A 13,267-nucleotide genomic window follows, 5' to 3' on the forward strand; every position below is an offset into this window, starting at 1 on the left:
GCTCACGTTTGCTTGTGCCTATGCTTCCAGTGCCTTTAACAGTGCTGCTTCAAGGGCTGTGGTGATTGCTTGAGCGGTTTGCTTATCCGTGCTCTGATGATAGTCAGCCGTATGGAGCGGTGGACTAATGGTGATAGTGATGCGCGATCGCCAACCTGGAGCGGGTTGATACTGGATGGCGATCGGCACGATTGGAATCTGTAGAGGCTCTAGAGCAGAGGCTTCGGCTTGAAGGACAAGACGGGCTAAACCAGGTTTTAGTGGACGCACGGGCTGGTCGCGAACGATGCCGCCTTCGGGAAACAGCATCAGTTTTTTTCGGGCTTGCAGCAGCGCAATTGCATGACGAAAACTAGCAACTTTTGGGTGGTTCACATCTACTGGAAAGGCACCCAGTCGCCACAAAAACCAGCCTTGTACGCCAGAGAATTGATTGGAGTTGGTCATAAACCAGAGCGGTTCGGTGCTCAGTAGTGCCAACACAAACGGGTCCCAACGGCTATAGTGTTTGGGTGCTAACACAACTGGTCCTTGTGTTGGCAAATGTCTGGTGCCGTGAATGACGATCGAGCCGAAATAGAGGCTCAAAAACAATCGGTGAATGGGTAAGAGCAGCCAGTAGAGCCAGGGCGAAACTGAAGCGCGATCGATGTGCGCCACTGGATCTTGAGAACTTGTAAGCATACAGGAGAAAGCCGAACATCAAAGCGTCTAACCAAAGCCTTACGCGCATAAACTATAAAAGCAGAGGAGCGATCGTTCCTCTGCTTTTACAATGCCACTATTACTACACGATTGCCAGCAGGTTAGGCGCTTTCACTTGACGCTGCCTCTGGTGTATCCGCTGCTGCAACGTCTTCAGCAACAACTTCCTCAGATGCCTCTGGTAGCACTTCTTCGACTTCTGGCGCTGGCGGCTTGGGCTTTGTTGGCTTGGGTCCGCGCAGCAGCGCTGGGCTAACCACCTGCTTCGGCTCCTCATCACGCCCTTTGCCTCTGCCTCTGCCCTTGCCGCGATCGTTCTCTTTGCCGCCGCCGCTTTCCTTGTCTTTAGTTTTGTCTTTATCTTTGTTAAGCGTTGGGCGCTCGACATTCCGTGTTGGCAACGCCACTGGCAACACAGTTGGCAATGCTTGAGCAACGCTCTCGCTGCTTTCGCCTTCAGGTTTTGCCTGACGCTCAGACTTTTTAATTGGACGCTCAACCATCACTAGAATTCCTTTCTACCTACCGTTATCCTAGCCTGCATCGGTCACAGCACGCGCATTTATCGACAAATGGGGACATAGACTCACGCAATGCTGAGAGACATCAGCTCATCCGTCATCTCAAAATTAGCGGTGACGCTCTGCACATCATCCAGATCTTCTAGCGCATCCATCAGTTTCAAGAGCGATCGTGCCTGGTCAGGATCGGTGACATCCAGCGTGTTGTTGGGAATCCAGCGCAGCTCAATACGGCTCACCGCGTACTGCTTCTCCTTCAGCGTTTGGCTCAAGGTTTCTAAATTACTGACTTCGGTTAAAGCCTCAGCGGCAGCACCCTGTTCCGCTTCAATTAGTTCATAGGTGTCTGCGCCACCGTCTAGGAAGGCTTCCAGCAATGCATCTTCCTGGATGACAACAGTATCCGATCGCCGTTTGCGTCCAGTTTCTATGGGAACCAAGGAAACTTCCACGACTCCTTTTTGCTCAAACATCCAACCCACACAGCCAGTTTCACCCAGGTTGCCACCGTTTTTGCTAAAGGCAACCCGCAGGTCTGCGGCTGTGCGGTTCCGGTTATCAGTCAGCGCTTCAATAAGGATGGCAACGCCACCAGGACCATAGCCTTCGTAGCGAATTGCCTCTAGCGCAGCATTATCTGCACCTAGTTTGCCAGCGCCCTTAGCGATCGCCCGATCAATGTTGTCATTAGGAATCCCTGCGGCTTTGGCTTTGTCGATCGCCGTCCGCAGTTGAAAGTTACCCTCTGGATCAGGCACTCCACTCCGTGCCGCCACAATGATTTCCCGCGAAATTTTCGTAAACACCTTCCCCTTTACTGCATCAACTCTGGCTTTCTGCCGCTTGATGTTTGCCCACTTGCTGTGACCTGCCATAGCGTACTGCGACGTTTCAACGCGATCGAACTAACTCCATTCAATAGGATAGACAAAAGATTGGGTAATGGTGAGGCAGAAGGGCAAAGGCAGCAAAATTAGTTCAAAGCTTCAGCCCTTATCATTCATCCTCTAGCCTTTTCCACCTGTAAATGCCACGCCTTGAATAAAGTAGCGGTTAAAGAATGCATAAACGACTAGAGCAGGTAGCGTGAAAATCATTGAAGCAGCCATGATGTAGTTCCAATAGCTAATGTATTGTCCCTTGAAGGCATTTAAACCAAGCGGCAATGTGAACATTTCGGGATCAGAAAGAATCACTAACGGCATCAAAAATTCGTTCCAGGAACCCATAAAAACAAAAATTGTTTGTGCGGCTAGAGCGGGTTTTGCTAGCGGTAGAACAATTTGAAAAAAAGTGCCAAAGCGTCCTAGCCCATCCAATGCCGCTGCTTCTTCTAACTCTTTGGGAAAGTTAAGAAAAAACTGGCGCATCATAAAAATAAACGTAGCGTTGACGGCTGATGGCACAATCAAGCCTTGGTAGGTATTGAGCCAGCCAAACGACTTTAGTATTAAAAATTTGGGCAAGAGTGTCACTTGTCCTGGCACCATAAGAATGGCAAGGATCAGAAAAAACCAAACTTGATTGCCTGGAAATTGAATCCTAGCCAGAGCATAGCCTGCCATTGAGTTGAACAAGAGGTTGAGCAAGGTAATGCAAACAGCGACGATCGCGCTATTCATGAGCCATCGACCAAAAAGCGGTTCTTGTACAAAAATAGTTTGATAATTTGCCAGCGTAAAGTTCTTGGGCATCAAACTCAATCCGCCCGCCGAAATTTCTGCTAGTGACTTAAACGAGGTAGCGAATGCCCAGGCAAAAGGAAGTAATGTGATTAGCGTATAGGTGATAAGGACAAGATATAAGAGGCTGATTAACCAACGGTTACTTTTCATCCGTTCTCCTAGTCCAATCGTTCTTCTTTAAACAAAGCCCGCTGAATAATAGTTGAAAGCATTAAGATTACTGCCAGTACTAAGGTTAGCGCTAGAGCATAACCCATATCTAGATTTTTGAAAGCGTATTGATAAATGAGCAGGACGATCGTCAAAGTTGAATTATTAGGACCACCAGAACCAGCGGAAAAAATGTAGGACTGATCAAAAAGCTGAAAGGTGCCAATAATACCCATCACAATCACGAAAAACGTGACAGGCTGTAAAAATGGCAATGTGATGTGCAGAAGTTTCTCCCAACGGTTCGCTCCATCCAACATAGCGGCTTCATAAAGTGTCTCTGGAATATCCTGTAGTGCTGCCAGATAAATCACCATAAATAATGGTGCCGTTGACCAAATGTTCATAATCATAATGCCTTTTAAGGCAATGGCTGGATCGCCTAACCAGTTATAGGTTGGTAACTGCAAAAAGCCCAGGATATTGTTGAGCAAGCCGTTGCGATTATAGATCCACATAAAGATGAGCGTTAGAACAGCCGAGGATGTCACTGTTGGTAGAAAGAACGCAACTCGAAACCACGATCGCCCTTTAATTTGACTATTGAGAATCAGGGCAAGCACCAGAGCAAGCACAGTTTGTAACGGCACCACGATCGCTACATATTCAGCCGTGTTTTTGAGTGCAATCCAAACGCGCTCGTCTTGCGCCATGCGGGCAAAGTTTTTCAGTCCGATAAACCGATAGCTTACCTCACCCAAAAGCTGCACTTTCTGAAAGGCTAAGGCAACAGCGTAACCGATCGGTAGAAGCAAAAAAATGCCCGCAATCAGGATCGTTGGAGCCATAAACAGATACCCTGCAATGTGTTCACTGACCTTCTGCTTTTTCCAGCGCTCTTTGATTACTGTACTCATAACGTTCAATTTCTCTTGAATTTCAGATTTCTTTCAGTTGCCTGAATCTGGGTAGTTCTATTTAAGAAAAGATGTAGAAAAGAAGAAATAGACTTGTAGGCAGACGTTAGCTGACTATGTATTAAAAGCTTGACTGAAAAACTGTAGCTACTAGAATTGGCAAATAGTGGGCGATTGTAGTGGACAGATTTTGTTGGCGATCGGATTTCCTTGAAGAGCTACAAAATCTAGGTCGGGAAGCGATCGCAGTGGACGAAGATCACTTACCTGATTTTGCACAAGATTAAGCATTCCTAACTTTAGTAGTGATTGTAAAGGAAGGAGATCGCTAACTTGGTTGTAGCCAAGATTAAGTATGCCTAACTCAAGTAACGATTTGAGTGGAGTGAGATCCCTCACTTTGTTCTGTTGAAGAGCAAGTAGCCCCAAGTTCACTAATGGTTGTAAAGGTCGAAGATCGCTAATTTGATTTTGGCTAAGATCAAGCATACTTAAATTAGTCAAGAATTTTAGCGGGCTAATATCGCTCACTCGATTCTGCTGAAGGCTAAAAGTTTTTAGAAGAATTAATGTTTGCAAAGGCTTAATATCACTAATCAGGTTGCTTCTAAGGGTGAGAAATTCTAATTTGGTTAACATTTTCAAAGGACTAACATTAATAATTTGATTGTTGTCAAGATTCAGATCACTTAGGTTTATTAACGACTGCAATGGCTTGAGATCGTCAATCTCATTGTTATCAAGATGGAGCATCTCTAGATTAATCAATGATTGTAGTGGTCTAAGATCACTGAGTTTTTTGCCGCTGAGGTTAATTCCTACTTGTTTGACAAGTTGATTATTCGCTTGTTTGCAATCAGTTTCGCGAACTCGTTCTAACAAAACTTCAACGGTATGTTTTGCAGCAGGTGATATCTTTTCTCGGTTGAGGCACCAACTGGTAAACGTCTTGAAATCAGGAGCGGGTGAAGCTGTTGCAACGGCTGACCTACAAGCGACCAGAGCCAGACTCAAAGCAATTCCTGCAATGCCAAACTTCAAAGCCATCTTGCTTAACCTCTAACAAGCATTAACTTCTATAGATTTCCCGCCGATACCTGATTTTGATCAGGAGCACAATTAGAAAAACATCCTAGTTATATGCAAAGCGTGATCATTACTGCTGCGAACCAATCAGCGGCTATTAAGCTTAATGTTTACACGAGCGGTTTGAATGGCTACCAAATTTGCTTCAGTAAGTTTATAGTTTTCTTCAATCGCTAAGTTGGCATCATCAATCTTTAAGATGAACTGATGAGTACTCAGGGCTTTATATAACGGGTAAGTATGGCAAGTCTCGCAGGTTTTTACGTTAGCGTTTTCTGGCGCTTTGATGAAGTTGACGGGTTTCTTCAAGCAGGGTTTCGACATCAACTTCTGCCGATCGTTTCACATAGTTCAATTTCAATTCTTCGAGAAGATCATTGACTAGGCTTTTCAATTCATCGGTGACGTGTTGTTGTTGCACTTCATCACCCAATGTTTGCCCAAAGTTTTGTACCAGGCGTTTGGTTAATTCGGCTCCGATCGGGTCTTCCAGTGCTGTTGTTAGAGTGCTATAAGTCGCTTGCACCACTTCGGTAATAAGGCGATCAATCAATTGAGTCGGCACTTCACTCAATCCCGGCACTGTTTTAAGCGTTTGATAGGCAGGAGCTTGGTTAAGTACGGCTTCAATGTTATGTCGCAGTAGTGCCTCGACATCGGGCTGCACTTTGGGCAACACTTGATAGACCGTCAGCTTGATGAAAAGGGAAATGAGTTCAGCAATTTCATCGACATTATTGACGGTGATTTGATTGGGTTTGGGCTGTAGCAGCCAGCGCACAATTTCGCCCTGACGAATTGCTTGCTGCACTTGGCTGAGTACCTGCACCACGACAACCTCGGTTAACTCTTCGGCAATACCGCCCACAAAGCCCTGAGTTGCTTGCTCTCTGAGCCGCTCCAAATCAACGAGGCGCGCTTGATGGAGGCGAATAGCAACGGGAATAATGCGTAACCATGCCCAAGAGTAGAACAAGATGCCAAACGGAAAGAACAGCAAGACATCGTACCAACGCCAGAAGATAGCATCACGCCAACTGACGCTTTTAAACTGACGGCTGATATACCAGGTACGGGCAAGAAATTCGATCGCAAACAGAATGACGAACGGTGCATCCAGCAGCCAGAATTGATTCGTAAACTCACCGTTTTCTTCAATCGAACGGTAATAGTTGGTTTGAATCAAATGACGAATGTGAGTATCAAACCAGTCAAGTTCTTGCTGCGCGCCTGCTTGAGCTAGATACTCTGGACTCCAAAAGATGTTGAAAGCAGTTTGTGTTGATCGCTTCGTCTTGCGCTGCACACCCTCCTCAAACGTAGCCCTTTGGGCTAGATTATTGCCAACTACGCGAGCCGCAACTGAGGCATTTTCCACGTAGATATGATCGCGCAGACGGTCTTTAACCTTCTCCAGAGTGCCGCTTTTTTCGGCAACAGTGAACCAGTTTTCGGAAACCATGAGTGTGCTCTGCTCTCGCAGGCTTCTCAACGTTTGGGTAACCGCAGCAGACTGCAACCCGTTTTGCTGAAGCTGCTGTTTCAATTGGTTGACGGTATCGAGATATGCCTGCGTGTCGCGGTATGCCTCAATGCCTTTGGTGCGATCGTAGCAAGCCGTAATGAGCGTTGCCCGATCGGGTTTTTCGCCCAGAGGTTTGCAGATGTCTGGCGCAGGCGGCAACGGTAAGGTAAGCGTCGGCAATAGCGGTAGCTTAATTTTTCCTAGCAGCCAAAAGTTGCGGAGTGGAATATAGGTGAGGTCAAAGAATACCAACCCCAGATTTGCTAGTGCGACGATCGCCATCATCCGCTCGAACCATAAATTCTGACGGCGCTTCAACGGTTTACGTGCAGGCGGCAACTGGGGGGAAAGCATGGGAAGGTAAGCCGGTGAAAGATCGGGGCTGGAACGTGAAGAGCAGCATTAACCCAAAAGGCAAAGCTTCTACTTCTGGCACTGTTGAAGCAAGGGTTGATCGGCGATCGTCCCTAGCTGGACAGATTGCAACAACACTGCCCAACTCTTGGTTAGTGCAGCATCTTTAGGGTTGGTGCATCGCTGGTCTGCCAACGTTGTCACCGTATCCAACCAGATGCCATTGCTGGCATAAAGTCGGACGCGATCGCTGGGTTTTGCGGCTGCCAGTTGCTTCGCCAAATCAGTTTTGACTGCAACTCGCTGTACCCAACCGTCCACGGTGATATCCTTAGAGCGATCGGAGGCGCTACATACCAGGCTTACAGACCAACGATAATCCTTACCGACAACCAACGGGGGGAGCGTCGCATTACTAGGCAGCGACAGGCTGGCAACTCCAGCCGTACCATCAATGCTGAAAGTGGTTTTGTAGAGCGACGTGCGGTCTTCACCGCGTTCATCCACCTCAAACAGGGTAAACTCAGCAAGTTTTGCCTTGCTTTTGGGCATAAACCAAAAAAAGCGGGGGTATGCGGCAGTTGTCAGCCCCAGGTTAGTCGCTGGCTGCAGGGCAATCAGTTGTGACGGGCTACCCTGAATGCAGGCAAACGGGTTACGGGTGCCACCACCTTCTCGCCGCCCTGGTACGCCGCGTTGAGGTGGGTGAAATTCTGCTGCCATTGCTACTACTGGCAGACCGCAAACCATTAGCCCTAGTAGTACGCCTACCCAGGGAGCCGCGATCGCAGAACGATTAACCGAACGCATACTTCACCATCCTTTCCTATACAGTCACATTAAGCTTGTCGTACCAATTTAGCCTGTCTTGTGCGCCCAACCTCGTAAAATGGGGCAGCAAAAACAAATGATGTCTGTCAATTATTTTCGGTCAGTTTGCATCATTGCTCGATGAATCGGTTAAGTTTGTGCGGTTAAGAGTTTCTCTCTAGACATTAAAATTCTGCTTTTTCAAAGACGAGTGACCTATGCAACGATGGCTTTTCGGTTCTGAGTGTGGAGTGGCGATCGCCGGTAGTCTTTTCTGTTTTCTGCCACAGGCGCTAGCTGTCACGCCAGAGGGTATTCCCGGGGAAGTAGTAAACCCTGAAACACTGGTGGCACAGGTACCTAGCCCAAGTCAGGTTCCGCTGCCACAACTTCCTGACCCAAGCCAGCTTGCGCCAGATCCAAACCGCGATCGCCTGATTCAACCCGCTCCCACGCCAACAGCACCAGAGCCAAGCCAGCCTGTTTTGCCGCCTACGCCTACACCGACTCCATCGCCAGAACCATCCCCTAACCCACAAGCGCCAACTATCACTGTCACTAGCATTAAGGTCACTGGCAGCACGATTCTTGGCGCAACGGAACTTAGCCCGCTTACGCAACCGCTGGAAGGGCAAACCGTTACCCTGGAGCAACTTAGACAGGTAGCTGATGCTATTACCCAGCTTTACCTCGATCGTGGTTACATTACGTCACGGGCAATTCTGACTGACCAGACCATCACAGATGGCGTTGTGCAGATTCAAGTAGTAGAAGGGTCGCTCGAACGCATTGAGGTTGAAGGAACACAGCGGTTAAGCCAGTCCTATGTGCGGAACCGGATTCAGCTTGGCACAAATCCGCCTCTTAGCCGCGACAAGTTGGAAGACCAGCTTCGTTTACTAAAAGCCGATCCCTTGTTTACCAATGTGGAGGCTAGTCTACGAGCGGGCACTCAGTTGGGGCAGAGCATCCTGATTGTGCGGGTGACAGAGGCAAAGGCGATCGACGGGCTGTTGCAAACCGACAATTTCTCACCACCTAGTGTCGGTGCGGTGCGTCTGGGTGGAGCCATCAGCTATCGCAATTTGACAGGTATTGGTGACCAGCTATCTGCCTCGTACTTTGGCACCACTCGCGGCGGATCAGATGCCTTTGATTTCAACTACAGCGTGCCCGTCAATGCCATGAATGGCACGGTGCAGCTACGCATTGCGCCCAGCAAAAACCGCATTGTTGATCCTGCCTTTCGAGCGCTAGATATTCGCGGTGAGACATCGCTGTATGAATTGAGCTACCGTCAACCGCTACTCCGTACGCCACGCGAAGAGTTGGCGCTCTCGTTAGGGTTTGCGCTTCAGGACGGGCAGACGTTTTTGTTTAATGATTTGGGCTTCCCGTTTGGGGTGGGTCCGGATGCAGAGGGCAATAGCAAAACGCGCGTCCTCAAGTTTGGGCAAGATTACGTTAAGCGCGATCCGCAGGGTGCCTGGGCATTGCGATCGCAGTTCAGTTTGGGGCTAGGCATTCTTAACGCGACCGAAAACGATGCTCCGATTCCGGATGGGCGCTTTTTAAGCTGGCTGGCGCAGATGCAACGGGTGCAGCGGCTTGGCAATAGCAATTTGCTCATTGCTCAACTGGATTTGCAGCTTACGCCTAATAGCCTGCTGCCATCACAACAGTTTGTCATCGGTGGTGGGCAATCGCTACGCGGCTATCGCCAAAATGTCCGTTCGGGTGACAATGGCTTTCGTTTTTCGATCGAAGACCGGATTACCGTGCTGCGTGACGAAGCAGGTTTGCCGACCATTCAGCTTGCACCGTTTTTTGACATGGGTGCCGTCTGGAATCGTGCAGGCAACCCAAACCCACTACCTTCGCAAACGTTTTTAGCAGCGATCGGTCTGGGGCTACTCTGGCAACCAATACCCCGTTTGAATCTTCGGCTTAACTATGCCATCCCGTTTGTAGATATCAGCGATCGCGGCAACGATGCTCAGGATGAAGGGTTTACTTTCAGCCTTAGCTACGAGTTCTAGGCATTGAGCCGAGAGACTTGATTCTATTGTTCACTGGTAGCTTGTTTCAGAGCATTCATCGCACTGACAACTTGCTGAATTGCGATCGCCTGCTGCCTAGCCGTAAAAGAAATTTGTTGGCTATTGATGGTAATTGTTTGTACAGCGACGACAATTTCTTCGACTGTTTTGTGACCTTGAGCCGATACAGTAACGGTTGCCTTTGTTGCTTTTTGAATACCTAAGACCAGTTCACTAATTTGCTCGGCTGCTTTGTGGCTTCTATCGGCTAGTTTCCGAATCTCAGCAGCAACAACTGCAAAACCTTTACCGTTTTCACCTGCCCGCACCGCTTCTACAGCAGCATTAAGCGCCAACATATTGGTCTGAGTTGCTAAGTCGCTGACCAAGTTTGAAATCGTATTGATCTGAGTTGTTTGTTCTTCAAAATGCAAAATTTGCTTACTGATTTGTTCGACCTTCGCTTTGAGGCTAGATGCATTTCTGGAATTCTGTTCTTGCTCATCCCCGTCAATCAACATGAGAACCTGTCGTGCTCCTGTGGCAGACGCTTCGGCTTGGGCAACGGCTTGACGAGCAGAGGCATCTAACTCATCCATCGTGGCAGTCGTTTGATTAACTGAAATAGACTGTCGCTCTAAAGTCCTCTGCAATTCTGCGGTTCTAGCGGCTACCTCTTGTGCCATCGTGTTAAAGGCTTGAGCCAACTGCCCTAACTCATCTTGGTTACTGCCATCAAGCATGATCTGAAAATCTCCCGTTGCAACGCGATTGGTTGCAGCCGTGATTTCCTTTAAAGGATCTGAAATGCGCCGACGTAGAACCCAAAAGACGATCGCTACAACAACTAAGAGAGAACCAATGCCCAAAAGCAAGGTAAAGCGAGCAAGTGCGAGTGCTTCTTCGGCTAAAAGTGACTTTGGTAAAACGGTAACAAAATACCACTCAGGGCCCTGTAGTGTCGTGACAGCCAGATAGTCACTCTCTTGTGGATTGTCGATAATTACTTGATCAGCCGCTTTATTTTTGACTGATTCAAAGATACGTTTTAGCTGAGCATCGCCTGATTCCGAAATGTTAAAAGCACCCTTTCGTTCCTGAATCTCCTTCATTAATTTCGGATGAGCAATCAAACGACCATCTTTGCGAAAGATCAGGTTATACCCTCCCTCAACATGCTTCTCGATCGTTCGCTTAAACAAATCACTTAGCAACACATCTTGCCCAAGCGTACCGATAATTTTGTCGTTGACATAGATTGGAGTCACGCAAGAAAGAATCCAGATTTTAGCAACGCCATCAAGTTGTGCGCCTGACCAAACTGTTTTTCTGTCTGGATTATTTTTCTCATCGCCTACCCATACATATTCCTCTTTTGATAAGTCAAACCCAGCCGGGGCATCCTGTGCCCAAGTTGGATAGTCAGGCCAGTAGATAACAGCAATGTTCTCCGGCATGTTTAAATAAAGGTCTGGAAAGCGGTTATGCCAGGGAGGACCGTAAGCATTAATTAAATCGTAGGAAGTAACGACACGGCGGCGAATATCATCATTGATTAAAACTGACTTGTCAATAAATACCCCAGCTTGCCGTTTGCCATCAAAAAGGTTTGGTCGATTGCGGGTGACATCATCAGGAAACCGCATAAATAATTGATCAAAACGGGCGGTTAAATTCGAGCGATCGACACTTTGCAGTCGTCGCAGCCACTCGTCCTTAAAGATAGTGTGGTTATCTTCTGCCATTAAGAAAATGCTTTGTTCTCGTTGACCTCGCTCGATCACTTGAGCTTTAAGTTGCTCTAAAGTTTGAGACTTAAGAGTAGAAACACTTTGAAAGTAGCTAACAGCTGTAGAACCTACAATGACAGTCGTAACACAGACCGCAATTTGAATAAGTGTGCGCCGAGCAAGTGAGCTTTTCGTTTTAACAGTGGTTTGTAGTTTCTGATTCTGCAATTCTTCTTTGAATAGTGGTTGAGGAGCAAACATTTTTTAGTTGTGCAGGTGTTCTATAGAACTAAGTTGCCCATCCCCTATCGCTAACCAACAAATACTTACACTTTGAAATAAGGCAGCATCTATGTGATTGTGTCAAAATCAACAGAACCAAAAACCCCAATGACGATCGCAATTTAGTTTGGGGCTATAGCAGTCGAAGAGAGCGTCAGAACAGACGTAAACCTTGAAGCTTTCTTTGAGCAAAGGCTTCTATTCATCCCTTATCCTTCATCCTTTTGTTATAGGCATTCTCAGCGTGACCGAAGATGCTCCGATTTCAGCTGGGCGCTTTTTAAGCTGGCTGGCGCAGATCAACAGGTGCAGCGGCTCGGCGATAGCAATCTGCTCATCGCTCAACTGGATTTGCAGCTCACGCCTATGCTCAGGATAACGGGTTTAATTTCAGCCTGAGCTACTAGTTTTAGAAGGCAGAAGGCTAAGGGCAGAGGGCAGAAGGCTAAGGGCTAAAGGAGCTATACAGGAGGAGTACAACGAATCGCAATTTCAGCCCTGCGAGGCTGTGCGTTCAGCAATGAGAAAAAGGTGGTATCGCTAAAGCTGCGGGGATCGATGCGCGATCGTGAGCGATCGACTGCTTTATGCGTTGTAATTCTCTCGTCAGCAACCCCTGTTTTGGCAACTAACCAGCTAAGAGCTTGATACTGGGCTAGCGTATAACCACTGTGAGAATAACCGTTATTGCTGCCGTCATAGGGCGTTTCGAGAGAGATATGGTAAGCAAAATTATTGACCGATCCAGGAAACTTGGCATTGGTTTTTACCGTTTCAGCCCCAGACGTACCCATAAAAACAGAATTACCTGCGCCATATGCCCGTTTGTCGGGTGGCACCAGATAAACAACCGTGCCATCCAGCTTGATTAAAGCGTGATAGCTGACCTGATCATTATCATTCGGATGGAACGCCCGAAAAAGGTTGAGGGCACTGCTGGCAGAGCCAACAGTTTCGTGTAGAACAACGATCGGCTCTAGAGTGGCAGGGTTACCATTGACATCAGCGAGATAGCGATCGCCATAGTTTGTCGGATCAACAAAGGCAATTTCCTCACGGGGCGCATAGCCGTTAGAGACTGGATCAGTTCCTGGCATTGCTTTATCGTTCACCAAAGATGCGCTGTTAAACTCTTGCCGAAAGCGTGACAGAGGGAAAGAGCCGCTGGCAAGCAGTTGCGCCCGACGCTGCAACATTTCTTGTCTCCGTGCGCGTGCCGTTCCTTTTGTCGGCTGTATGAGGCAAGCAGTGGAGGCGTACCCCGATCGCAATGCTGCTGGAGCCAACGTGGATGTAGGCGTACCATCTTGAGCCGTTGCCAACTGGCGGCGATCGTTAACAGCCAGGATAAAGGTCGTCAGGCACAATGCAATCAATGCGATCGTCAGCAAAAGTCTTCGTTTCATTGTCGTTCGTTGTAGACAGTCATTGAGTCAGGAAGGGAGTCAGTGATGCCGCGATCA

11 protein-coding genes are annotated in these 13,267 nt (G+C 47.9%); 1 reads left to right on the forward strand and 10 read right to left on the reverse strand.

Features of this window, described 5'->3' with window-relative positions; translation table 11 throughout:
* Window positions 1–18 precede the first annotated feature (18 nt).
* The 8 genes from H6F86_RS03660 to H6F86_RS03695 all read right to left on the reverse strand — a co-directional run bounded on the left by H6F86_RS03660 (window position 19) and on the right by H6F86_RS03695 (window position 7,753).
* A complete protein-coding gene (locus H6F86_RS03660) occupies window positions 19–684 on the reverse strand; it encodes a lysophospholipid acyltransferase family protein (protein ID WP_190446752.1) in 666 nt (221 codons plus the stop codon).
* 122 nt (window positions 685–806) lie between these two features.
* On the reverse strand, window positions 807–1,208 hold the full coding sequence (locus H6F86_RS03665; RefSeq protein ID WP_190446753.1) for a hypothetical protein: 402 nt from the start codon (window positions 1,206–1,208) through the stop codon (window positions 807–809).
* Window positions 1,209–1,291: 83 nt separating this feature from the next.
* Window positions 1,292–2,101: a YebC/PmpR family DNA-binding transcriptional regulator gene (locus H6F86_RS03670; protein WP_190446754.1), complete on the reverse strand. Its 810-nt coding sequence runs from the start codon at window positions 2,099–2,101 to the stop codon at window positions 1,292–1,294.
* A gap of 132 nt (window positions 2,102–2,233) precedes the next feature.
* A complete protein-coding gene (locus H6F86_RS03675) occupies window positions 2,234–3,061 on the reverse strand; it encodes a carbohydrate ABC transporter permease (RefSeq protein WP_190446755.1) in 828 nt (275 codons plus the stop codon).
* Window positions 3,062–3,069: 8 nt separating this feature from the next.
* Window positions 3,070–3,978: a sugar ABC transporter permease gene (locus tag H6F86_RS03680; RefSeq protein WP_190446756.1), complete on the reverse strand. Its 909-nt coding sequence runs from the start codon at window positions 3,976–3,978 to the stop codon at window positions 3,070–3,072.
* Between the two features lie 150 nt (window positions 3,979–4,128).
* Window positions 4,129–5,025 carry a leucine-rich repeat domain-containing protein gene (locus H6F86_RS03685; RefSeq protein ID WP_190446757.1) on the reverse strand — a complete coding sequence of 299 codons (897 nt, stop codon included), beginning with the start codon at window positions 5,023–5,025 and terminating at the stop codon, window positions 4,129–4,131.
* Window positions 5,026–5,329: 304 nt separating this feature from the next.
* Window positions 5,330–6,943, reverse strand: coding sequence for a hypothetical protein (locus H6F86_RS03690; protein ID WP_190446758.1), 1,614 nt, complete (start codon window positions 6,941–6,943; stop codon window positions 5,330–5,332).
* Between the two features lie 69 nt (window positions 6,944–7,012).
* Entirely contained in the window at window positions 7,013–7,753 is a 741-nt protein-coding gene (locus tag H6F86_RS03695; protein ID WP_190446759.1) for a DUF928 domain-containing protein, read from the reverse strand.
* A 218-nt stretch (window positions 7,754–7,971) separates the two neighbouring features.
* Here H6F86_RS03695 and H6F86_RS03700 point away from each other — a divergent pair, with 218 nt between their 5' ends.
* Window positions 7,972–9,792: a ShlB/FhaC/HecB family hemolysin secretion/activation protein gene (locus H6F86_RS03700; RefSeq protein ID WP_190446760.1), complete on the forward strand. Its 1,821-nt coding sequence runs from the start codon at window positions 7,972–7,974 to the stop codon at window positions 9,790–9,792.
* A 23-nt stretch (window positions 9,793–9,815) separates the two neighbouring features.
* Here the strand turns inward: H6F86_RS03700 and H6F86_RS03705 are convergent, their stop codons facing one another.
* Window positions 9,816–11,783, reverse strand: coding sequence for a methyl-accepting chemotaxis protein (locus H6F86_RS03705; RefSeq protein WP_190446761.1), 1,968 nt, complete (start codon window positions 11,781–11,783; stop codon window positions 9,816–9,818).
* Between the two features lie 482 nt (window positions 11,784–12,265).
* On the reverse strand, window positions 12,266–13,210 hold the full coding sequence (locus tag H6F86_RS03710) for a peptidoglycan recognition family protein (protein WP_242033347.1): 945 nt from the start codon (window positions 13,208–13,210) through the stop codon (window positions 12,266–12,268).
* Window positions 13,211–13,267: the final 57 nt, after the last annotated feature.

Source organism: Phormidium sp. FACHB-592 (assembly GCF_014695795.1).
Taxonomy (GTDB): Bacteria; Cyanobacteriota; Cyanobacteriia; order Leptolyngbyales; family Leptolyngbyaceae; genus Stenomitos.

Bases quoted from the DNA above. Each gene is read 5' to 3' on its own strand.
- H6F86_RS03695 (WP_190446759.1), bottom strand. From the start codon at position 7,753: ATGCGTTCGGTTAATCGTTCTGCGATCGCGGCTCCCTGGGTAGGCGTA.
- H6F86_RS03690 (WP_190446758.1), bottom strand. From the start codon at position 6,943: ATGCTTTCCCCCCAGTTGCCGCCTGCACGTAAACCGTTGAAGCGCCGT.
- H6F86_RS03660 (WP_190446752.1), bottom strand. From the start codon at position 684: ATGCTTACAAGTTCTCAAGATCCAGTGGCGCACATCGATCGCGCTTCA.
- H6F86_RS03700 (WP_190446760.1), top strand. From the start codon at position 7,972: ATGCAACGATGGCTTTTCGGTTCTGAGTGTGGAGTGGCGATCGCCGGT.
- H6F86_RS03705 (WP_190446761.1), bottom strand. From the start codon at position 11,783: ATGTTTGCTCCTCAACCACTATTCAAAGAAGAATTGCAGAATCAGAAA.
- H6F86_RS03670 (WP_190446754.1), bottom strand. From the start codon at position 2,101: ATGGCAGGTCACAGCAAGTGGGCAAACATCAAGCGGCAGAAAGCCAGA.
- H6F86_RS03685 (WP_190446757.1), bottom strand. From the start codon at position 5,025: ATGGCTTTGAAGTTTGGCATTGCAGGAATTGCTTTGAGTCTGGCTCTG.
- H6F86_RS03675 (WP_190446755.1), bottom strand. From the start codon at position 3,061: ATGAAAAGTAACCGTTGGTTAATCAGCCTCTTATATCTTGTCCTTATC.
- H6F86_RS03710 (WP_242033347.1), bottom strand. From the start codon at position 13,210: ATGAAACGAAGACTTTTGCTGACGATCGCATTGATTGCATTGTGCCTG.
- H6F86_RS03680 (WP_190446756.1), bottom strand. From the start codon at position 3,978: ATGAGTACAGTAATCAAAGAGCGCTGGAAAAAGCAGAAGGTCAGTGAA.
- H6F86_RS03665 (WP_190446753.1), bottom strand. From the start codon at position 1,208: ATGGTTGAGCGTCCAATTAAAAAGTCTGAGCGTCAGGCAAAACCTGAA.